The organism is Labedaea rhizosphaerae, assembly GCF_004362825.1.
GTDB classification, from domain to species: Bacteria; Actinomycetota; Actinomycetes; order Mycobacteriales; family Pseudonocardiaceae; genus Labedaea; species Labedaea rhizosphaerae.
In genome coordinates, this window is sequence record NZ_SNXZ01000001.1 from 400,908 (window position 1) to 423,360 (window position 22,453).

The 22,453-nt window shown below is 71.3% G+C and carries 2 protein-coding genes and 2 pseudogenes; 2 read left to right on the plus strand and 2 right to left on the minus strand.

Annotation, left to right across the window (positions count from 1 at the left end; translation table 11 throughout):
- Window positions 1–15: 15 nt before the first annotated feature.
- A pseudogene (locus tag EV186_RS01705) lies at window positions 16–5,226 on the minus strand (SDR family NAD(P)-dependent oxidoreductase); the annotation flags it as partial.
- 49 nt (window positions 5,227–5,275) lie between these two features.
- Window positions 5,276–21,070: pseudogene (locus EV186_RS01710) on the minus strand (SDR family NAD(P)-dependent oxidoreductase); the annotation flags it as partial.
- 344 nt (window positions 21,071–21,414) lie between these two features.
- On the opposite strand from EV186_RS01710, the gene EV186_RS01715 reads away from it, so the two are divergent.
- Together EV186_RS01715 and EV186_RS01720 are read left to right on the plus strand one after the other, a co-directional pair.
- Window positions 21,415–21,975: a DddA-like double-stranded DNA deaminase toxin gene (locus EV186_RS01715; protein ID WP_133847312.1), complete on the plus strand. Its 561-nt coding sequence runs from the start codon at window positions 21,415–21,417 to the stop codon at window positions 21,973–21,975.
- The gene (locus EV186_RS01720; RefSeq protein WP_133847313.1) at window positions 21,972–22,436 is read left to right on the plus strand and encodes an Imm1 family immunity protein; all 465 of its coding nucleotides are present in this window, start codon (window positions 21,972–21,974) and stop codon (window positions 22,434–22,436) included. Before EV186_RS01715 ends, EV186_RS01720 begins: the two co-directional genes overlap by 4 nt.
- Window positions 22,437–22,453: the final 17 nt, after the last annotated feature.

Sequence of the window (22,453 nt, forward strand, 5' to 3'; positions counted from 1 at the left end):
TGTCCTCCGGGTGCTTCAGCCGATTGATTCCAGGTCGCCGAACTCGTTGTCCAGCAACGAGAACAGCTCGTCCGCGGTCGCGTCGCTGAGCGCGTCCGCCTGCTCCTCGACACCGAAGAGCAGCTCACGCACGTGCCCGGCCAGTTCCTGCGCCGATGGGTAGTCGAAGATCACCGTCGGGGGCAGCCGCTTGCCGGTGGCCGCCCCGAGCCGGTTGCGCAGTTCGAGCGCGGTCAGCGAGTCGAAGCCGATGTCCAGGAAGCCGCGGTCGGGCTCGATCGCGTCCGGCCCGTCGTGGCCGAGCACGGCGGCCGCGTGGGTGCGGACCAGCTCGAGCATCGCCTTGGTCTTCTCCTCGCTGGACGCCGACGCGTACTGCGCGGCGAGGTCCACCGGACCCGAGTCCGCGGCCGCCCGGTGCTGGCGCGCCGGTCCCCGCACCAGACCCCGCAGCAGCGCCGGGAGCTCGTCGGAGCGGGAGCGCAACGTGCCGGTGTCGACCCGCAGCGGCACCAGGTTCGCCTTGCCCGAGTCGAGCGACGCGTCGAACAGGGCCAGGGCTTCCTCGACCGCCAGCGCCGGCAGGCCGCGGGCGGCCATCAGGCGGGTGTCCTCTTCGACGTCCTCGATCAGCCCGGTCCGCACGCCCCACATGCCGAACGCCATCGCGGTGGCCGGCAAGCCCTGTGCGTGCCGGTGCGCCGCGAGCGCGTCGAGGAACACGTTGGCCGCCGCGTAGTTGGCCTGGCCGGCCGCGAGCACCATGCCGCCCGCCGAGGAGAACATCGCGAAGAACGCGAGGTCCTTGTCCGCGGTCAGCTCGTGCAGGTGCCAAGCGGCGTCGGCCTTGGGGGCGAGCACGGCGTCGAACTGCCCGGGCGTCATCGCGCCGATCAGGTTGTTGTCGCCCACCCCGGCCACGTGCACGACACCGATCAGGTTGTTGACTGAGTCAACCAACGCCGACACCGCGGCCCGGTCGGCCACGTCGCACGCGGCCACCGTGACCTCGGCACCCAGGCCGGTCAGCTCCTCGACCAGCTCGGTCGCGCCCGGCGCGGCGGAACCGCGGCGGCTGGTCAGCACCAGCCGCTTGACGCCCCGCTCGGTCACCAGGTGCCGGGCCAGGATGGCGCCGATGCCGCCCGTGCCACCGGTGACGAGCACCGCACCGCCGGCGTCGATCGCGACCGGCGCACCACCTCCGTCCACCTTGGACAGACGCGGCACGCTCACCACGCCGGACCGCAGCGCCAGCTCCGGTTCACCCGTGGCCAACGCGGCCTCGAGCGCCGACGCGGACTCGTCCGAGCCATCGGTGTCGACCAGCTGGAACCGGCCCGGGTTCTCCGCCTGCGCGGCCCGCACCAAACCCCAGACCGGAGCCTGGCCCAAATCCACGGCCTCGTCCCCGACGACCGCGCCACCCGTGGTGACCACGGCGAGCGTCGCGTCGGCGAACCGGTCGGCCGCAAGGAACTCCTGCAGCACCGCGAGCACCTCGTGGGTGGCCGACCGCACGCCCTCCAGCACCGGACCGTCGAAGGCCGGGACCGTGAAGACGACTCGCCCGGAGACCGGCCCGGACGGCGCCGAAGACCAAGCCGTGCAAGGCGAGGCGTCGCCGACCGGGATCTGGTCCCAGCCGATGCCGTAGAGCGAGTCCAGGTTGCCGCCCGCCAGCTGCTCGGCCGACACCGGCCGGAACACCAGCGACCCCACGGTGGCGACCGGCCGCCCGGCCGCGTCGGTCATCGACATGGTCAGAGTGTCGTCGGCGATGCGGCTCAGGCGGACCCGCAACGCGTTCGCGCCGACCGCGTGCAGCGACACGTCCGACCACGCGAACGGCAGTTCGGTGTCCTCCTCGCCGGTGATGTCGTCGCCGACGCCGAGGGCGTGCATGGCCGCGTCGAGCAGGGCCGGGTGGATCCCGAACCGTGCGGCGTCGGCGTGGGCGTGCTCGGGCAACGACACCTCGGCGAAGACCTCCTCGCCGCGCCGCCACATCCGCTTCAGACCCTGGAACACCGGGCCGTAGCCGTAGCCCTGCTGGAAGAGCAGGCCGTACGGGTCGTCCGGCGTGACGTCGGTGGCGCCCTCGGGCGGCCAGGTGCTGAAGTCTGTTACATCAGTCAACAAGCTTTCCGGCCGTGAACCGAGTAAACCATCGGCGTGCAGGATCCACGGGGTGTCGGCGTCGGCCTGCTCCCGCGAGTAGATCCGCACGGTGCGCCCGCCCACCGGGTCCGGCGCGCCGACGATGACCTGCAACGCCACCCCGCCCGTCGCGGGCAGGACCAGCGGAGCTTGCAACGTCAGCTCCTCCAGCACCGGGCAGCCGACCTGGTCGCCCGCGTGCGCCGCCAGCTCCACGAAACCCGTGCCGGGCAACAGGACGCTGCCCAGGATGTCGTGGTCGGCGACCCAGGCGTGCGAGTCCAGCGACAGCCGGCCGGTGAGCAGCAGGCCGTCGGTGTCGGGCAGCGCGATCGCCGAACCGAGCAGCGGGTGGTCCACGGCGACCTGGCCGACACCGCTGACGTCACCGGACTTGAGCTCCTCCATCCAGTAGCGCTTGCGCTGGAAGGCGTAGGTCGGCAGCCCGGTCGCGCGGGCGCCGGTGCCGGCGTAGAACGCCTTCCAGTCGACCTTCACGCCCGAGGCGTACAGGTGCCCGATGCCGGCGACCGCGGTCGCCACCTCCGGCCGGTTGCGCCGCAACACCGGTGCCACGACGGTGTTGTCGTCGTCGAGGGTTTGGCGAGCCATCCCGGTGAGGATCCCGTCGGGACCGAGCTCCAGGAACCGCTGGACCCCGCGACCGCGCAGGAACGCGATGCCGTCGGCGAACCGGACGGCCTCCCGCACGTGCCGCACCCAGTAGCCGGCGGTGGCGACCTCGTCGGTGATGGTGCCGGTGACGTTGGAGACGACCGGGATCCGCGGCTTGGCGTAGGACAGCGCCGCGGCGATCTTGCCGAAGCCCGCGAGCATCGGCTCCATCAACGCCGAGTGGAACGCGTGCGACACCTTGAGCCGGGTGGTCTTGCGACCCTCCGCCTCGAAGTGCCCGGCCACCGCCAAAGCGGCTTCCTCGGTGCCGGAGACCACAATGGACTGCGGCCCGTTGATGGCGGCGATGCCGACGCCCTCGGTCAACCGCGGGCTGACTTCGTCCTCGGTGGCCTGGATCGCGATCATGGCGCCACCGCTGGGCAGCGCCTGCATCAGGCGACCGCGGGCGGCGACCAGCACGGCGGCGTGCCCCAGCGACAGGACCCCGGCGACGTGCGCGGCGGCCAACTCGCCGATGGAGTGCCCGGCCACGTAGTCCGGCCGCACGCCCCACGACTCGACGAGCCGGTACAGCGCGACCTCGATCGCGAAGAGCGAGGTCTGCGTGTACGCGGTCTGGGCCAGCAGGTCGGCGTCGGCGCCCCACATGACCTCCCGCAAAGGCCGGTCCATGTGCTTGTCCAGCTCGTCGACCACCTCGTCGAACGCGGTCGCGAAGGCCGGGAACGCGTCGTAGAGCTCCTTGCCCATGCCGATGCGCTGCGCGCCCTGCCCGGTGAACAGGAACGCCGACGAGACCCGGTTGCCCGCGACGGCTTGGGTCACATTGGCCGCGGGGTTGCCTTCGGCGAGCGAGGTGATCCCGCGGAGCACCTCGTCGCGGTCGGCGCCGGTGATCACGGCGCGGTGCTCGTGCACGGCACGCGTGGTGACCGACGAGTACCCGACGTCGACGATCCGGGTGTCGTCCGGCTTGGCGGCCAGGTACGACGCCCAGTGCTTCGCTTGCGCGGCAAGGGCTTCCGGGCTGCGTGCGGACAGCACCACCGGGACGGCGGGCAGCTCCCGCTCGGCCTCGGAAGCGGAAGACTCGACCGGCGGCGCCTGCTCGACGATCACGTGCGCGTTGGTGCCGCTGATGCCGAACGACGACACCCCGGCCCGGCGGGGGCGACCGGTCTCGGGCCACGGCGTGTTCTCCCGGACCAGCTCGACCGCGCCGGCCTCCCAGTCGACCTTGGGGTTGGCCTCGTCGAGGTGCAACGTCTTCGGCAGCTGGCCGTGTTGCATGGCGAGCACGACCTTGATGACGCCGCCTACGCCGGCCGCGGCCTGCGTGTGGGCCAGGTTCGACTTCAGCGAACCGAGCAGCAGCGGCTTCCCGTTCTCGCCGCGGTCCTTGCCGTAGGTGGCGAGCACCGCCTGGGCCTCGATCGGGTCGCCGAGGCTGGTGCCGGTGCCGTGCGCCTCCACGAAGTCCACTTCGGACGGTTCAAGGTGCGCCGCGGCCAGCGCCGCCTTGATCACCCGCTGCTGCGAGGGACCGTTCGGCGTGGTGATGCCGCTGGACGCGCCGTCCTGGTTGAGCGCGCTGCCGGGGATCACCGCGAGCACGTGGTGCCCCGCCTTGCGGGCGTCGGACAGGCGCTCCAGCACGATCACGCCGACGCCTTCGGAGCAGCCGGTGCCGTCGGCGTCCGCCGAGAACGACTTGCACCGGCCGTCCGCGGCCATGCCGCGCTGGTAGCTGAAGTAGATGAACATGTCCGGCTCGGTCATCACCGTGACGCCGCCGGCGAGGGCGAGGTCGATCTCCCCGCGCCGCAACGCCTGCGTGGCCCAGTGGATGCCGACCAGCGACGACGAGCAGGCCGTGTCGATGGTGACCGCAGGCCCCTCGAGCCCCAGGGTGAACGCCACCCGGCCGGTGACCAAGCTGCCGTCTGACGTGCCCGGCCCGTAGTCGTGGTACATGACGCCGCCGTACACGCCGGTCTTGCTGCCCTTCAACGACGCCGGGTCGATGCCGGAGCGTTCCAGTGCGGTGTACGAGGTTTCCAGCAGCAGGCGCTGCTGCGGGTCCATCGACAACGCCTCACGCGGGGAGATCCCGAAGAAGTCGGGATCGAAATCCGCGCAGTCGTAGAGGAACCCGCCCTCGTTGGTGATGGACTTGCCCAGCTTCCCCGGTTCCGGGTCGTAGATGTTGGCGAGGTCCCAGCCCCGGTCGGTCGGGAACGGCGAGACGCCGTCCCGGCCGTTGATCACCAGGTCCCACAGCTCCTCGGGTGAGTTGGCCCCACCCGGGTACTTGCACGCCATCCCGACGATGGCGATGGGCTCCTCGGTCTTGACCTTGCCCGATTCGCTTTCCAGCTTGGTGTTCTGCTGGCGGAGGCGCTCGGTCTCCAGCATCGACTTGCGGAGGGCTTCCACCAACTGTTCGACAGACGTTTCCATGTCCCCTGACCTCCGCTTACTTCTGCTCGATCGATGCGAGGGCGGCTCGCACCAGGTCGTCGACATCCATGTTCTTGATCGCTTCGGTGTTGTCGGCCGGAGCTTGCGGCGCGGCAGGCGACACCTCGGCGAGCTTGAGCAAGGCGTCCAGCAGCCCTGCTTCGCGGATCTTCTCCACCGGGATCGCGGCGATGCTCTGCGCGATCCCCTGATCGTCCTGAGTGGACACCGTGGCCTGTGCGGGCACCTCGACCGCTTCGGCTTCGGGGATGTCCAACTCCTCCAGCAGGAACTCGGCCAGCTCGATGGGGTTCGGGTAGTCGAACATCATCGTGGCCGGCAGGCGCAGCCCCGTGGCCTTCTGCAGCCGGTTGCGCAGGTCGATCGCGGCCAGGGAGTCCAGGCCCAGCTCGGTGAAGCCCTTGCTGACGTCGATGGACTCCGGGTCGTCGTGGCTGACCGCGGCGACCTGGGCGCGGATCACGTCCAGCACCGCGCGCTCCCGCTCGGCCTCGGACAGCGGCGCCAGCCGGTCTTCCAGGCTCTCGCTGCTGACCGCCGGTGCGGCGCTGGCCGCGGCGGTCGTGCGGACCGGCTTCTTGACGACCGGCTTGGCCGCCGCGAAGACATCCTTGAGCAGGGTCGGCGCGTCGCCCGGGGCGTCACCTCTGGCCTCCGCGTCCACCCGGATGGGCATCAGCATCGGCTCGTCCAGCGTGATCGCCTCGTCGAAGAGCGCGAGCCCCTCGTCGGTCGGCAGGGCCGGCATGCCCATGGACTTCAACCGGCCCAGGTCGGCGTCGGTGACGCCACCGCCGAGCCCGGTCTTGGTCTGCCACAACCCGAACGCCAAGGCGCTGGCCGCCAGACCGTTGGCCAGCCGGTGCGTGGACAGGGCGTCCAGGAACCGGTTGGCTGCCGCGTAGTTCGCCTGCCCGGCCCCGACCACGAGGCCGGCGCAGGAGGAGAACAACACGAACGCTTTCAGGTCCAGCGCGGCCGTCGCCTCGTGCAGGTGCCACGCGGCATCCACCTTCGGCTTCAGCACCGCGTCGACCTGCTCGGCGGTGAGCGCACCGACCATGTTGTTGTCCATCACGGCGGCCGAGTGCACCACCGCGCTCAGTCCGTCGATGCCCGCGATCAGACCGTCCACAGCGGACCGGTCGGACACGTCGCAGGCGGCGACGGTGACGCTCGCGCCCAGCCCGGTGAGCTCGTCGCGCAGTTCCGCGGCGCCCCCGGCCTCGATGCCGCGCCGGCTCGTCAGCACCAGGTGCTTGACGCCCTGCTCGGTCACCAAGTGCTTGGCCACCAAGGCACCCAGGCCGCTCGTGCCGCCGGTGACGAGGACGGTGCCCTCGTCGCCCCAGGGCGACTGCTTGACCACGACACCCGCGGTGACCCGGGCCATCCGGGGCACCTTGACCTCGGCGCCGCGGATCGCGACCTCCGGCTCCCCGGTGGTGGCGACGGCGGGCAGGGTCTCGGTGGCCTGCGGCGAGCCGTCGGAGTCGACCAGGACGAAGCGGCCCGGGTTCTCCTCCTGCGCGGAGCGGATGAGGCCCCACACCGGCGCGACCGTCAGGTCGACCTCGTCGTCGTCGGCCACCTTGACCGCGTTCTTCGTGACCACGAACAGCCGCGAGTTGTCGTAACGGTTGTCCGACAGCCATTCGCGGACCGTGGCAAGCACGTTGTCCAGGACCGTGCGGACTCCAGCCGGAACGTCACCTTCGGCTCCGTCCACGTGGTACACGACCACCGAAGGAACCTTGGCCCCGCCGTCGATCGCGGCCGCCATGGACGCGAAGTCCGGGTACTGCTCCGAGCCCAGCGTGGCCCACGAGTCGGCGGTCGCCGTGTGGCTGCTGCCGAGCGGGAGTTGGTTCCAGATCATCCGGAAGATGCACTCGCGTTCACCGGCGCCCTTGTTGGCCGCCGCGTTGACGCTCGCCGCGGTCACCGGCCGGACCACCAGGGACTCGACCGTGGCGACCGGGGTGCCCATCGGGTCGGACAGTTCCAACCGGACCGCGTCCGAGCCGCTGCCCTTGTGACCCTCGACCGCGGTGATCCGAACCCGCAGGCGGGACGAGCCCGCCGCGTGCACGGTCACACCGGTCCAGGCGAACGGCAGCTGGGTGCCGCCGACGTCCTGGGGCTTGCGGCCGTCCATGAAGTCCGTCGCGGAGAGCGCGGCGTCCAGGATGGACGGGTGGATGCGGAACCCGGCCGCGTCGGCCACCGCCTCGTCGGGCAGCGCCACCTCGGCGAAGGTTTCCTTGCCCCGCAACCAGATGCCGCGCAGGCCGCGGAACATCGGGCCGTAGCCGTAGCCCTGACCGGTCAGGTAGTCGTAGACCCCGGAGATGTCCACGGTCTCCGATCCCGGCGGCGGCCATTCGCCGCGGCCGACCCCGAACGTCTCGGGCACCGGTGCCGGCTTGTGCTCGGCGGCCAGCACCCCGGTGGCGTGCCGGGTCCAGCCCAGCTCTGCCTGATTTCCTTGGCCCGGCGCGGTGTCCTGCCGGGAGTAGATCGCGAAGGCGTGCCGGCCGTCCTCCTCCGGCGCGTCGACGACCACCTGCACCGCGGTGCCGCAGGTCGACGGCATCGGCATGACCGTCTCGATGGTCAGCTCCTCGACCACGTCGCAGCCGACCTCTTCACCGGCGCGCACCGCGAGCTCGATGTAGGCGGTGCCGGGCAGGATGACCGTGCCGAGCACGTCGTGGTCACCGATCCACGGGTGCGTGTCCAGCGCGAGCCTGCTGGTCAGCACCACGCCGCCGTTGTCCGGCGAGGCCACCACCGCGGAGAGCAGCGGGTGGTCGGCCGAACCCTGGCCGTGGCTGGTGGCGCTGCCGCCGATGGCGACGGGGGCGTCCAGCCAGTAGCTGCGCCGGTCGAAGGCGTAGGTCGGCAGGTCGACCCGCTGCCCGCCCTGGCCGTCGAAGTAGGCGGTCCACTTCGGACTGACACCGACGACGTGCAGTTCGGCGATGGCCGCCACGAACGTCGCGACCTCCGGCCGGTCCTTGCGGGTGGCGGCCACGATCGTGAGGTCGCCCTCGACCGTGCCCTTGGCCAGTGCGGTGAGCACGGCGTCCGGGCCGAGCTCGAAGAACCGGGTGACGCCCTGGGACTCCAGGAACTTCACCCCGTCGGCGAAGCGGACCGCCTCGCGGACGTGGGTGACCCAGTACTCGGGCGTGGTCACGTCCTCGGTCAGCGTGCCGGTCACGTTCGACACGATGCGGATCGACGGGGTGCCGTAGCTCAGGCTCTGGGCCACGGCGCGGAACTCGTCGAGCATCGGGTCCATCAGCGGCGAGTGGAAGGCGTGCGAGACCCGCAGCTTGCTGGTCTTGCGGCCGTCCGCGGCGAACGTCGCGGCCACGTCGAGCACCGCGGCTTCCGCCCCGGAGAGGACGACCGACCTGGGTCCGTTGAGCGCCGCGATGGCGACGGTCTCGCTCAGGTGCGGGGTGATCTCCTCCTCGGTGGCTTGCACCGCCACCATCACGCCGCCTTCCGGCAGCGCCTGCATCAGGCGACCGCGAGCGGCGACCAGCTTGGCCGCGTCCGCCAGCGAGAACACGCCGGCCACGTGGGCCGCGGCGATCTCGCCGATGGAGTGGCCGGACAGATAGTCCGCCCGCAGGCCCCACGACTCGACCAGGCGGTAGAGCGCGACCTCGAAGGCGAACAGACCCGTTTGCGTGTAAGCGGTCTGGTTCACCAGCTCGCCGTCGGTGCCCCACAGGACGTCCTTGAGCGGACGGTCGAGGTGTGCGTCGATCGCGGCCACCGCGTCGTCGAAGGCCTTGGCGAACACCGGGAACGTCGCGTGCAGCTCGCGGCCCATGTCCAGGCGCTGCGCGCCCTGGCCGGAGAACTGGAACGCGATCGCACCCTGACCCGCGGATCCGGTGACCACGTCGTCGGACTCGCTGCCCTCGGCCAGATTCGACAGGGCGGCGATGGCCGATGCCTCGTCCTCGGCCAGGACCACGGCGCGGTGGTCGTGCGCGGCCCTGGTGGTGGCCAGGGAGAACGCGATGTCCACCAGGCTCTGGCCCGGGTTCGCCTCGAGGTGCGCGGCCAGCTGGCGGGCCTGTTCCGGCAACGTCTTGGTGTTGCGGGCCGACACGACCAGCGGCGTGACCGGCACGTCCACCGTCTTCTCGGGGACGGCCGTCTCGGCGACGGGCGCCTCTTCGATGATGATGTGGGCGTTGGTGCCGGACAGGCCGAACGAGGAGACCCCTGCGCGGCGCGGCTTGCTGCCCCGCTCCCACGGCCGGGCCTCGGTCAGCAGCTCCACTTTGCCGGCGGTCCAGTCCACCTGCGGCGACGGCGCGTCGACGTGCAGGGTCTTGGGCAGCAGGTCGTTGCGCAGCGCCATGACCATCTTGATGACGCCGGAGACGCCGGCCGCGGCCTGGGCGTGACCGATGTTGGACTTGATGGAGCCCAGGTACAGCGGCTCTTCCCGCTCCTGGCCGTAGGTGGCCAGCAGCGCCTGGGCCTCGATCGGGTCGCCGAGCCGGGTGCCGGTGCCGTGGCCTTCCACCGCGTCCACATCGGACGGAGCGAGACCCGCGGCGGCGAGCGCCTTGGCGATCACCCGCTGCTGTGAGGGACCGTTCGGCGCGGTCAGCCCGTTGGACGCACCGTCCTGGTTGATCGCGCTGCCGCGGATCACCGCGAGTACCGGGTGCCCGTTGGCCTGCGCGTCGGAAAGCCGCTCCACCAAAAGGATGCCGATGCCTTCACCCCAGCCGGTGCCGTCGGCCGCACCCGCGAACGCCTTGCACCGGCCGTCCGCGGCCAGGCCGCGCTGCTGGCTGAAGTCGACGAAGATGTCCGGCGTCGGCATGACGGTGACACCGCCGGCCAGGGCCAGGTCGATCTCGCCGGAGCGCAGCCCCTGCACGGCCATGTGCAGGGCCACCAGCGACGACGAGCACGCGGTGTCGACGGTGACCGCCGGGCCTTCGAGCCCGAGGGCGTAGGCGACGCGACCGGAGGCGATGGAGCCCGCGGAACCGTTGCCCAGGTACGGCGAGATGTCCTCCGGGACGTCCGCGACGCGGCTGCCGTACTCGTGGTACATCAGGCCCGCGTAGACGCCGGTCTGGCTGCCCCGCAAGGTGTTCGGGTCGATGCCGGCCAGCTCGAAGGCCTCCCACGAGGACTGCAGAAGCAGCCGCTGCTGCGGGTCCATCGCCAGGGCTTCGCGGTTCATGATCCCGAAGAAGTCGGCGTCGAACTCGTTGGCGTCGTAGACGAACCCGCCGACCTTGGCGTAGGTCTTGCCCGGGGTGCCCGGCTCCGGGTCGTAGATGGCGTCGGCATTCCAGCCGCGATCGGAGGGGAACTCGCCCACCGCGTCACGGCCCTCGGCCAGCATCTGCCAGAGCTCGTCGGCCGTGCGGACCCCACCGGGGAAGCGGCAGGAGATCGAGACGATGGCGATCGCCTCGTCCTCGCTGATCTTCGCGGTGATCGCCTTCTTGGGCGCCGCAACGGTTCCAGTGATCTTGGTGGCAATGAACTCGGCCACCGCCCGGGAGTTCGGGTAGTCGAACACCAAGGTGGCGGGCAGCCGCAGCCCGGTCGCGCCGTTGAGCAGGTTGCGCAGCTCGACCGCGGCGAGCGAGTCGAAGCCCTGCTCCTTGAACGCCAGGTCCGGGCCCACGTGCTCGGCCGACGGGTGCCCGAGCACCGAGGCGACCTGGGTGCGCACGACGTCGAGCAGGATGCGGTCGCGCTCGTCGGCGGTCTTGCCGGCCAGCTGCCGCTCCAGCTCCGTGCCGCCGGTCGCGCTGGCCTGGACGGTGCGGCGGACCTGCGTGCGGACCATGCCCTTGAGCAGTGCGGGCAGTTCGTCGGTCCGTGCGGAGAGTGCGGCCTGGTCGACCTTCAGCGGGACGACGACCGCGTCGGCGACCGTGACGCCCTTGCCGAAGAGCTCCACGCCCTGCGCGGCCGGGATGGCCGGGACGCCGAGGCGCCGCATGCGGTCGAGGTCGGCGTCGTTGATCTCACCGAGCCCGGTGGACAGGTCCCACATGCCGTAGGCCAGTGCCGTGGCGGGCTTGCCGTTGGCGCGGCGGTGCGTGGCCAGTGCGTCGAGGAAGACGTTGGCCGCGGCGTAGTTCGCCTGCCCGGCCGCCAGCACCATGCCACCCGCCGAGGAGATCAGGACGAACGCCTGCACATCGCCTGCCAGCTCGTGCAGGTTCCAGGCCGCGTCCACCTTGGGGCGCAGGACCTTCTCGACCTGTTCGGCGGTCAGGGCGCCGATCAGCGCGTTGTCCGCGACCGCGGCCGCGTGCACCACACCGGTGAGCGGGTGCTCGGCCGGGATCGCGTCGATGACGGCGGCGAGGGCGTCCCGGTCGGCCGCGTCGCAGGCGGCGATCGTGACGGTCGCCCCCAAAGCGGTCAGCTCGTCGGCGAACTCCTTGGCACCGGGCGCCTCAGCGCCGCGGCGGGACGTGAACACCAGGTGCCGCATGCCTTCGCCGGTCACCAGGTGCCGGGCCAGCTGCGCGCCCAGACCGCCGGTGCCACCGACGATGAGCACGGTTCCTTCGCTGTTCCAGGGGCTTTCGCCGGTGGGTGCCGCCTTGGCCAGCCGCGGCACCAGCACCTCGCCCTGGCGGACGGCGGCCTCCGGCTCACCACTCTCGATGGCGGCCTTGATGTCGCTGCCGTCGGAATCGACGACGGCGAACCGGCCCTGGTTCTCCGCGGCAGCGGCCCGGACCAGACCCCAGACGGGAGCCTGGGCCAGGTCGACGTCCTCACCGGAGGTCGAGACCGCGCCCTTGGTCACGACGACCAGGCGGCCGGAGTCGTTGCCCGCCAGGAACTCCTGGATCTTGGCGAGCACGACCGCCGTGGTGGCACGGACGTCCGCCGGGATGTCCCCAGTGGACAGTGCGGGCACCTCGAAGACGGTTGCCTCCGTGGCCTCGGTGGCCTCGCCGGGAACCCCCGCGCGCTGCCAGTCGATCCGGTAGAGCGGGTCGTTGCCGGCATTGGCGGCCGCGAGCTGCTCCTGCGACACCGCACGGGAGACCAGCGCGTCGACGGTGGCGACCGGCTGACCGGCCTCGTCGGCGACCAGGATGGTGGACAGCTCGTCGCCACGGATGCGCTTGATGTGCACGCGCAGCGACGCGGCCCCGGCGGCGTGCAGGGTGACGTTCTGCCACGAGAACGGCAGCAGCGTGTCCTCGCCACCGGTTTCGTCGAGCAGGTCGGCGTGCATGGCCGCGTCCAGCAGGGCCGGGTGCAGCCCGAAGTTGGCGGCGTCGGCGCGTGCCTGCTCCGGCAACGCGACCTCGGCGAACACGTCGTCGCCGCGCTTCCACGCCGCCCGCAGGCCCTGGAAGACCGGGCCGTAGTGGTAGCCACGCTCGACCAGCCGCTCGTAGGCGCCTTCGACGTCGACCGGCTTGGCGCCCGGCGGCGGCCACTCGGTCAGGTCGAACGCCGGCTCCTGCGCGGCCGGCACCAGCGAGCCGTGCCCGTGCCGGACCCAGCTCTCCCCGTCGCGGCCACGGGAGTGGATGGAGACGCTGCGTGCGCCGTCGCGGTCCTCGGGACCGATGACGACCCGCAGCGCGACCCCGCCGCGCGGCGGCACGATCAGCGGCGCCTCGAGCGTCAGCTCCTCCAAGGTGCCGCACCCGGCCTGGTCACCCGCCCGGACCGCCAGCTCCACGAAACCGGTACCCGGCAACAGGACGCTGCCCAGCACGTCGTGGTCGGCGAGCCACGGCTGCGTGTCCACCGAGAGCCGACCCGACAGCACGACGCTGCCCGAGTCGGGCGAGACGACGGCCGCGGAGAGCAGCGGGTGCTCCACCGCGTCCAGGCCCACCGCGTCCAGCCCGCCGCCGACCGAACCGGTGACGTCGATCCAGTAGCGCTTGTGCTGGAAGGAGTAGGTGGGCAGGTCGACCCATTGTTCGGCTGCACCGAAGTAGGCGGCCCAGTCGACCTTCACGCCACGGCTGTGCGCCCGGCCGATCCCGGTCAGGAGCTCGCGGACCTCGTCGCGGTCGCGGCGCAGCACCGGGACGAAGGCGGAGTCTTCTCCGATGGACTCGGCGCCCATCGCGGCGAGCACCGCGTCCGGGCCGAGTTCCACGAAGGTGGTGACACCGCGGGACTCCAGGTACTTCACCGTGTCGGCGAACCGGACCGCGTCGCGGACGTGGCGCACCCAGTACTCCGGCGTGCCCCAGTCGTCCGTGAGGTCGCCGGTGACGCCCGAGACCACCGGGATGGCCGGGGTGTCGTAGGTGAGGCCTTCGGCGATGGCGCGGAACTCGTCGAGCATCGGCTCCATCAGCGGCGAGTGGAAGGCGTGCGAGACCTTGAGCGTGGTGGTCTTGCGGCCCTCGGCCTTGAACCGGTTGGCGATCTCGGTGACCACGTCGGTGTCACCGGAGATGACCACCGAGCGCGGCCCGTTGATCGCGGCGATGCCGACGCGCTCGGTGAGCAGCGGGGTGACCTCGTCCTCGACCGCCTGGATCGCGGCCATGGTGCCGTCCTGCGGGAGCGCCTGCATCAGGCGACCGCGGGCGGCGACCAGCTTGGCCGCGTCGGCCAGCGACAGGGCACCGGAGACGTGCGCCGCGGCCAGCTCGCCGATGGAGTGGCCGGCCAGGAAGTTCGGCCGCAGACCCCACGAGGTGACCAGGCGGAACAGCGCGACCTCGACCGCGAACAGACCGGTCTGGGTGTAGGCGGTCTGGTTGACTGAGTCAACAGACGTTCCCCAGATTACTTCAGTCAACGGACGATCGAGGTGTTGATCCAGTTCACGGGCCACGGCGTCGAACGCGGCGGCGAAGGCCGGGAACTGCTCGTGCAACTGCTTGCCCATGCCCAGGCGTTGCGCGCCCTGGCCGGTGAAGACGAACGCCAGCTTGCCCTCGACGACCTCCTCGCCGGTGACCGCGTCCAGGCCCGCCGCGAGTTCCTCGCGGGTACCGCCGACGACCACCGCCCGGTGCTCCAGGGCGGCACGCGTGGTGGCCAGGCCGCGTCCGGCGGCGCGCAGCTGCGCGTCGGTCAGCGTGTCCACGTAGGACCGCAGCTTGGCCGCCTGCGCCTGCAGCGCCTGCTCGGTCTTGGCCGAGATCACCCACGGCACAACTGAAGGGGTCGTGGGCGGCGTCGCTTCCACCGGGGCTTGAGCGGGCGGCTGTTCAATGATCACGTGCGCATTGGTGCCGGAGATGCCGAAGGACGACACCCCGGCACGGCGCACGCGTCCGTCACTGCTCGGCCACTGGACCTGGTCGGTCAGCAGGCGCACGGCACCGGAGGACCAGTCCACCTGCGGTGACGGCGAATCCGCGTGCAGCGTTCGCGGCAACACGCCGTGCTGCACGGCCTGCACCATCTTGATCACGCCGGCGATCCCGGCCGCGGCCTGGGTGTGGCCCATGTTCGACTTGATCGAGCCGAGCAGCAGCGGGGAGTCGTCACCCGGGCGGTCCTGACCGTAGGTGTTGAGCAGGGCGTGCGCCTCGATCGGGTCGCCGAGCGTGGTACCCGTGCCGTGCCCTTCGACGACGTCCACATCGGACGGGCGAAGGCCGCCGGAGGCCAGCGCCGACATGATGACCCGCTCCTGCGACGGGCCGTTGGGCGCGGTGAGACCGTTGGACGCGCCGTCGGAGTTGACCGCCGACCCGCGCAGCACCGCGAGGATGCGGTGCCCGTTGCGCTGTGCGTCGGACTGGCGCTCCAGCAGCAGCATGCCGACGCCCTCGCCCCATCCCGTGCCGTCCGCACCCTCGCCATAGGACTTGCAGCGACCGTCGGCGGCGAGCCCGCGCTGCCGGCTCATGTCGATGAACGTGTCCGGAGTGGACATCACGGTCACGCCACCGGCCAGGGCCAGCGAGCACTCACCGCGGCGCAGTGCCTGGGACGCCCAGTGCACGGCGACCAGCGACGACGAGCAGGCGGTGTCGACCGTGACCGCCGGACCTTCCAGGCCCAGCGCGTAGGCGACGCGACCGGAGACGACCGACGCGAGCGAGCCGTTGCCGTGGTAGGCGGCGATGTGCTCGGGAAGCTGGCCCAGACGCAGCCCCCAGTCGTGGTACATGACGCCGGCGAACACGCCGGTGTCGCTGCCCTTGAGCGAGTGCGGGTCGATGCCCGCGCGCTCCAGGGTCTCCCACGACGTTTCCAGCAGCAGCCGCTGCTGCGGGTCCATGGCCGTGGCCTCACGTGGGCTGATGCCGAAGAACTCGGCGTCGAACTGCGCCGCGTCGTAGAGGAAACCGCCCAGCCGGCTGATGGTCTTGCCCGGTTTTCCAACTTCCGGGTCGTAGATGTCGGAGTCCCAGCCGCGGTCGGTCGGGAACTCGTCGATCACGTCCCGGCCGCCGAGCACCAGGTCCCACAGGTCCTCGGGCGAGGTGACGTCGCCGGGGAACCGGCAGGCCATGCCGACGATGACGATCGGGTCGTCGGCGTCGGCGGCGATGACGGTGGTTGCCTTGCGCGCCTTGCCATCCGAGCCACCGAGCCGACCCGCGATGTGATCGGCCAGCGCAGCCGGGTTCGGGTAGTCGAACACCAGCGTGGCCGTCAGGCGGATGCCGGTGGACGCCGAGAGCCGGTTGCGCAGCTCGACCGCGGCCAGCGAGTCGAAGCCCATCTCGTTGAATGCCCGCGTGGCGCTGATGGCCTCGGCGCCATCGTGCCCGAGCACGGCCGCGACCTGGGTGCGCACCAGGTCCAGCAGGGCCTCGGCGCGCTCGGCCCGCGGCAGGTCGGCCAGCTGGTTGGCCAGCGTCTGCTCGACCGCGATCCCCTTGCCCGCGGCGGACTTGCGGGCCGGGCGGACCAGCCCACGCAGCAGGTGCGGGACGCCGTCGGTGCGGGCCTGGACCGCCCGCAGATCGAACCGGACCGGGACCACGGCGGCCTCGATGCCGGCGGCGGCCTGGTCCAGCAGGGCCAGGTTCTCCGCCGCCGTGAGGTGCGCGAGACCCAGGCGCTCGATGCGGCGCAGGGCCGCCTCGTCGAGGTTGCCGCCCATGCCGCCGACGCCGGTCCAGAGACCCCACGCCAGCGACGTCGCGGCCTTGCCCTCGGCCTTGCGTTGCGCGGCCAGGGCGTCGAGGAAGACGTTGGCGGCGGCGTAGTTCGCCTGACCGGCACCGTCGAGGATGGTCGCTGTCGAGGAGAACAACACGAACGCCTTCAGGTCGCTCGTGAGCTCGTGCAGGTGCCATGCGCCGTCGACCTTGGGCGCCAGCACGGTGTCGATGCGCTCGGCCGTGAGGTCGCCGACCAGGCCGTCGTCGATGACGCCGGCGGCGTGCACCACCACGGTCAGCGGGTGCTCGGCCGGGATCGCTTGCAGAACAGCGGAAACGGCGTCGCGGTCGGCCACGTCGCACGCGGCGATCGTCACGGAAGCGCCCTGCTCGGCCAATTCGTCCTGCAGCTCGAGCGCGCCGGGTGCGTCGAGGCCGCGGCGGCTGGTCAGCACCAGGTGCCGCACACCCTGCTCGGTCACCAGGTGCCGGGCCAGCGCCGAGCCGACGCCACCCACCCCACCGGTGATGAGCACGGTGCCTTCGGCGTCCCAAGGCGACTCACCGGTCTCGGACGCGACGGAGACCAGGCGGGGCACGAAGACCTTGCCGTCGCGGATCGCGTAGTCCGGTTCGTCGCCCGAACCCAGCGCCGCCAGCACGTCGTCCGCCGCGTCGCCATCCACCAGCACGAACCGGCCGGGGTGCTCGGCCTGCGCGGCCTGCACCAGACCCCAGACCGGCGCGGTGCGCAAGTCGGCGGTCTCGTCGGCCGACACGGCCACCGCGCGCTCGGTGACGACGACCAGGCGGCCGTTCTCGTGTTCGTCCAGGAAGTTCTGCACGGCGGCCAGCGCGTCGGCCGCGGCCGAGCGGACCCCACCCAGGACATCGCTGGAAGGCACGGCGATCCGGCAGATCGTGACGTCCTCGACGACCGAAGGCACGGTGCCTTTCCCGCCCCCCTGCCCTGCGGGCCCGCCCCCCGCGGCCGGCACCCAGCCGATCCGGTACAGCGAGTCGTTGCGGGCCGCACGCAGCTTGTCCGCGGACACCGCCCGCACCACGAAGGATTCCACGGTGGCAACCGGGTCACCCTTGGCGTCGGCCAGCTCCAGCGCAACCTCGTCGGCGCCGATGGTGGTGATCCGCACCCGCAGGGTGGAAGCACCAGTCGAGTGCAGCGACACGCCACCCCACGCGAACGGGATGCGGGTCTCCTCGCTCACCGGCTCGGGTGAGGCGAAGTCCGTGGCGTGCAGAACCGCGTCCAGCAGAGCCGGGTGCACGCCGAACGTCTTCGCCTGGTCGGTGATCGACTCGGGCAGCTCGACCTCGGCGAACACCTCGCCCGGCGCTCCGCGCCACGCGGCGCGCAGGCCGTGGAAGGCCGGGCCGTAGCCGTAGCCCTGCGCGGTCATCGTCTCGTACAGGCCGTCGATGGCGATGGGCTGCGCGCCCGCCGGCGGCCACTGCGCGAGGTCGAAGTCCGGACCGCCGGTCTCCGGCACCAGCGAACCGCCGGCGTGCCGGGTCCAGCCGGCGTCGGCCGGGGCGTCCTCGTCGCGGGAGTAGAACTCGATGGTGCGCCGGCCGTGCCCGTCCGGCGCCGAGACGACGACTTGCAGCGCCACGCCACCCGTGGTGGGCAGCACCAGCGGCGCCTCCATGGTCAGGTCGTCGACCCGTTCGGTCCCCACGTGACCGCTCGCCCAAGTGGCGAGGTCCACAAAAGCCGTGCCAGGCAACAGGACCGTGCCGGAGATGACGTGGTCGGCCAGCCACGGGTGCGAGCGCAGCGACACCCGGCCGGTCAGCACGACCGCGCCCGAGTCGGCGATGCCGACCACCGCGCCCAGCAACGGGTGCTGCGCGGCGACCTGGCCGAAGGCACTGGCGTCACCGGTGTTCGTGGGCGCGGCCAGCCAGAAACGCCTGCGCTGGAAGGCATAGGTGGGCAGTTCGAGCTTGCGGGCGCCGGAATCCTTGTAGAAGGCGGTCCAGTCGACCTTGGCGCCGCGGCCGTGCGCGGTGGCGAGCGCGGTCAGCAGCTGGCGCTGCTCGTCGTGCTCGCGGCGCAGCGCGGCGACGAAGACACCGTCGACGCTTTCCTGCGCCATGGCCGAGAGCACGGCGTCGGGACCGAGCTCGACGAAGGTGTCGACGCCCTGCTCGCCGAGGAAGCCCACGGCGTCGGCGAACCGGACCGCGGCGCGGACCTGGTTCACCCAGTACTCCGGCGAGCACAGCTCCTCGGCGGTGGCCGCGTGACCGGTCACAGTGGACACGACCGGGATGCGCGGTGCCTTGTAGGTCAGGATCTCCGCGATCTGCCGGAACTCGTCCAGCATCGGCTCCATCAGCGGCGAGTGGAACGCGTGCGAGACGCGCAAACGCTTGGTCTTGTGGCCCTCGGCCTCCAGCTGCCCCGCGATCTCGAAGACCGCGTAGGCCTCACCGGAGATGACCAGCGAGTCCGGGCCGTTGATCGCCGCGATGCTGACATTCCCTGTCAGTAAAGGCCGGACCTGCGCCTCGGTGGCGGTGACGGCCATCATGGCGCCGCCTTCGGGCAGCTCCTGCATCAGGCGACCGCGGGCGGCGACCAGGGTGGCGGCGTCGTCGAGCGAGAGGACGCCGGCGACGTGCGCGGCCGCCAGCTCACCGATCGAGTGCCCCGCAAGGTAATCCGGCCGGATGCCCCACGACTCGACCAGCCGGTACAACGCGACCTCGACCGCGAACAGCGCGGTCTGGGCGTACATGGTCTGGTTGAGCAGGTCGGCGTCGTCGCCGAACAAGACGTCCGCGAGCGGGGTCTCCAGCTGCAGGTCCAGGTGGCCGATGGCGTTGTCGAGCGCCTTGGCGAAGACCGGGTAGCGGGCGTAGAGCTCGCGGCCCATCGCGAGGCGCTGGCTGCCCTGGCCGGTGAACAGGAACGCCAGGCGCCCGGCCCTGGCGGTGGGCTCGATGGTGCCGTCGGCGATGGCGCGCAGACCCTCGACGGCCTCCTCGCGCGTCGCGGCGATGAAGGTGGCCCGCTCGGTCAGCGTCGCGCGGGTGGTGGCCAGCGAGTAGCCCAGGTCGACCGCGGTGGCGTCCTCGGCCAGGGAGTCGGCGATGCGGGTGGCCTGCGCGCGCAGGGCGGCCTCGGTCCGCGCCGAGACAACGATGGGGGTCGCGCTGTCAACCCGGTTCGAGGCTTCCTCGACCTCGGCTCCAGGCGCCTCTTCGACGATCAGGTGTGCGTTGGTGCCACTGACGCCGAACGAGGAGACCCCGGCCCGCCTCGGGTGCGCGCTCCGCTCCCACGGACGGGCCTCGGTCAGCAGCTCCACCTCGCCCGCGGACCAGTCGACGTTGCTCGACGGCGCGTCGACGTGCAGCGTCTTGGGGAGGACCGCATGACGCATCGCCATGATCATCTTGATGAGGCCGGCCGCACCGGCCGCGGCCTGGGTGTGCCCGATGTTGGACTTGACCGAGCCGAGGTAGAGCGGCTCGTCGCGCTGCTGCCCGTAGGCGGCCAGCAGGGCCTGGGCCTCGATCGGGTCCCCGAGCGTGGTGCCCGTGCCATGTGCTTCGACGGCGTCGACCTCGTCTGCGCCGATGCCCCCGCTGGCCAGGGCCTTGCGGATGACGCGTTGCTGCGACCGTCCACTCGGGGCGGTCAGGCCGTTGGAGGCGCCGTCCTGGTTGATGGCCGAACCGCGGATGATCGCGACGATGTCGTGCCCGTTGGCGCGCGCGTCCGACAGCCGCTCGAGGACGAAGATGCCCACACCTTCGGCGAACCCGGTGCCGTCGGCCGCGTCGGCGAACGCCTTCACGATGCCGTCGGGGGCGAGGCCGCGCTGGCGGCTGAACGCCGTGAAGGTGCCCGGGCTGCCCATGATCGCGACGCCGCCCGCCAGCGCCAGGGAGCACTCACCCCGTTGCAGTGACTGCACGGCGAGGTGCACGCCGACCAGCGAGCCGGAGCACGCGGTGTCGACGGTGAGCGCGGGGCCCTCCAGACCGAGCACATAGGACACCCGACCGGACACGACGCTGGGTGTGTTGCCGGACAACAGGTAGCCGTCGAGGCCGTCGGGCGCCTCGTGCAGCCGCATCGCGTACTCCTGCGGCTCGGCGGCGATGAAGACGCCGGCCTGGCTGCCCTTCAGCGTGCCGGGGTCGATGCCCGCGCGCTCGATGGCCTCCCACGCGGTCTCGAGGACCAGGCGCTGCTGCGGGTCCATCGCGAGCGCTTCCTTTGGTGAGATACCAAAGAAGTCGGCGTCGAACTCGGCGGCGTCGGGCAGGAACCCGCCGTGCTTGACGTAGGTGGTACCCGGGGTGTCGGGGTTCGGGTCGTAGAGCTTCTCGAGGTCCCAGCCGCGGTCGGCCGGGAAGTCGCCGAGCACGTGCTGCTCCTGCGCGACGAGCCGCCACAGGTCCTCCGGGCCGGCGACGCCGCCGGGGTACCGGCAGCCGATGCCGACGATGGCGATCGGGTCGTCGCTGGTCGTCGTTTGTTCTTGCACCGCAACGACATCGGGGAGGTCCAGGACCTCTTCCCGCAAGTACTCGGCCAACGCGGCCGGCGTCGGGTAGTCGAACGCGACCGTGGGCGGCAGGGTCAGGCCGGTGGCCTCGTTGAGCCGCGTGTGCAACTCGACCAGGGCGACGGAGTCGAGGCCGAGGTCGCGGAAGGAGCGGTCGGCGTCCACCGCCGGCGGCTCGTCGGGCCGTGCCTTGCGCAGTGCGGCCTCGGTGTGCTCACGGACGATGCCGAGCAACACGTGCACCTGCTCGGCGGTGGGGAGCGTCTCCAGCTCGCCCACGAATGCGGACTTCTCGCCTGCCTTGAAATTTCCAGACATTTGTGCGCTCCACGCTTTCGACGTCCACTCATCGGCACATACCGGCCGAGCCACTAGAACCAAGGTAGATTTCGACTCGCGTCGAGCGCGCCCCTAGCGCACCCCTAGCGGACCGTTAAGAAAGAGGGGCTGCTTCGACCCGAACGGGCGATACCCATTGCCTTGCACGCAGGGCAACCAGGACGCTCCGAACCGTGCGCAAATTCGTGGTTGCCGTCGTCGTGGCGGTGCTCGCGTGGATTTTCGTGGTGCCGAGCTGTTCGACCACGTTCGGCTGCGAGTCCGCACCCGCGACGGCCCACGCCGACAGCGGCAGCTGCCCGGACGACATCGACGAGGCGGCCGAGGACGCAGACTGGGCCGCCGACCGCATCGCCTCGATCGAGGACGACCCCGTCACCACCGGCCTCCTCTACGACGAGGACGGCACAGAGATGCGGATCGAGTCCGGCGAGAGCGGCGATGCCTACGACCTGGCCTTGGAATACCTGCAGGTCTATCCGAGCTCGGTTGTCGGCGACCAGCCGAAAGGCCGGCAGGCGGCCGGGCATGTGGAGAGCAAGGCCGCAGCTCTGATGCGGTCGGCCGGCCAGACCAGCGGTGTGCTGGTGATCAACCACCCGCGAGGGCCCTGCCCGTACGCATCGCGCGTCGGGTGCGGCGCAGCTATGCAGCTCATATTGCCCGAAGGAAGCACAATCACCGTGTGGTGGCCTGGCGGTCATCGGGCCTATCGAGGGAGAGCCGAAGGATGAAGATCGAAGCCCGGGTCGGCGGCGATGGGGTCACGGCACCGCGCCTCGTCTCGACCTCGGCCGCCGACAGCGCCGCCATGATCGACCGGTTCCTTGCCGACCACCCGGAAGGCGTCATGTTCGTCGAGGTGAAGCGTGATGACCCCCGTTCGTGGGACGAGTGGAAGGACGACCTCGAGGACATCGAGTACATGCACGTCGGAATGGCAGGCGATTGGGCAGCGGCTCAGTACGTCCGAGGCGGGTTCCGCGCCAAGCTCGACATCGCGAGCGTCCGGGCCACCCACAACCGCACGCCAAAAACAGAACCGGTGCCCTACGACGAGGTGCTGAAGTGGTACTTCCCGCCGGAGACGGTCATCTCCCGTGAGCAGGTTCGACGGCTGATGATCCACTACGCCACCACCGGTGAGTGGCTCGACGAAATCCCGTCGCGCAACCACGATTACCTGGTCCGCTGACAAGCAAGAAGGCGGCG

Excerpts from the sequence above, each read along its gene's own strand:
- EV186_RS01720 (WP_133847313.1), top strand. The coding sequence starts at position 21,972 with ATGAAGATCGAAGCCCGGGTCGGCGGCGATGGGGTCACGGCACCGCGC.